1 protein-coding gene is annotated in these 665 nt (G+C 40.9%); it reads right to left on the bottom strand.

What is annotated here, in order from left to right; translation table 11 throughout:
* Positions 1-30: 30 nt before the first annotated feature.
* Positions 31-594, bottom strand: a complete 564-nt coding sequence (locus tag N1032_RS25775) for a hypothetical protein (RefSeq protein ID WP_259543463.1) — start codon at positions 592-594, stop codon at positions 31-33.
* Positions 595-665: the final 71 nt, after the last annotated feature.

Raw genomic sequence — 665 nt, 5'->3', positions numbered from 1 at the left:
TGAGTAACTTTCATAGGATATATACCCTTATTAATAAACAGAGAGAGTTAAATAACTCGCCACGTCTTTCAGAACAATATTAATTATATTTGTTCGCTCGACTAATGGCAAGTTTTCGAAAGCGGCTTTAACGCTAAATGTTTCGTCGGTCGTGTCTTTGATTACTTCCTCCGTAATAGTTTCCTGATTATTAAAATCGGTCGCGTTATCCTTAACCATATTAATGCTGTTATATGCTGCAACAGAATTAATCGTTTCGCCGTCCCCTAACTTATGCGTATTAGTGGTAACATTACCACCAATTTTACGCCCGCTGGTAACGCCAATATTCCCGGCGAAATTCTGGAAATCCATTACCTTATCCCACTTATCCTTATACAACAGGATAATCTGAGCGGCAGCATCATCAACAGTTACGCCAATAAATGCCTTAGCCATAATACGCTCGCCATAGTTCAAGGTTTGCATATATTCCAGTTGCACCTCGTCTGTAATAAACGGGAATGGTTCAAGCGAATTAATCGCCGCCCAAATACTCCCTGCATTATCAAGATACTGGCGCAGAGTTACGCAATTATTATTCTGACTCATCATTTACCTTCTCCATTTCCTGAAGTTTGGCGCGGGCTTCCTGCACTTCCTCATCAGAATATAAGCCCTCGACG

This window comes from Herbiconiux daphne (genome assembly GCF_024979295.1).
GTDB lineage: Bacteria > Actinomycetota > Actinomycetes > Actinomycetales > Microbacteriaceae > Herbiconiux > Herbiconiux daphnes.
Note: the sequence above shows the minus strand (reverse complement) of the source record. Positions and strands in the feature narration are given on the sequence as shown.

Bases quoted from the DNA above. Each gene is read 5' to 3' on its own strand.
- N1032_RS25775 (WP_259543463.1), bottom strand. From the start codon at position 594: ATGATGAGTCAGAATAATAATTGCGTAACTCTGCGCCAGTATCTTGAT.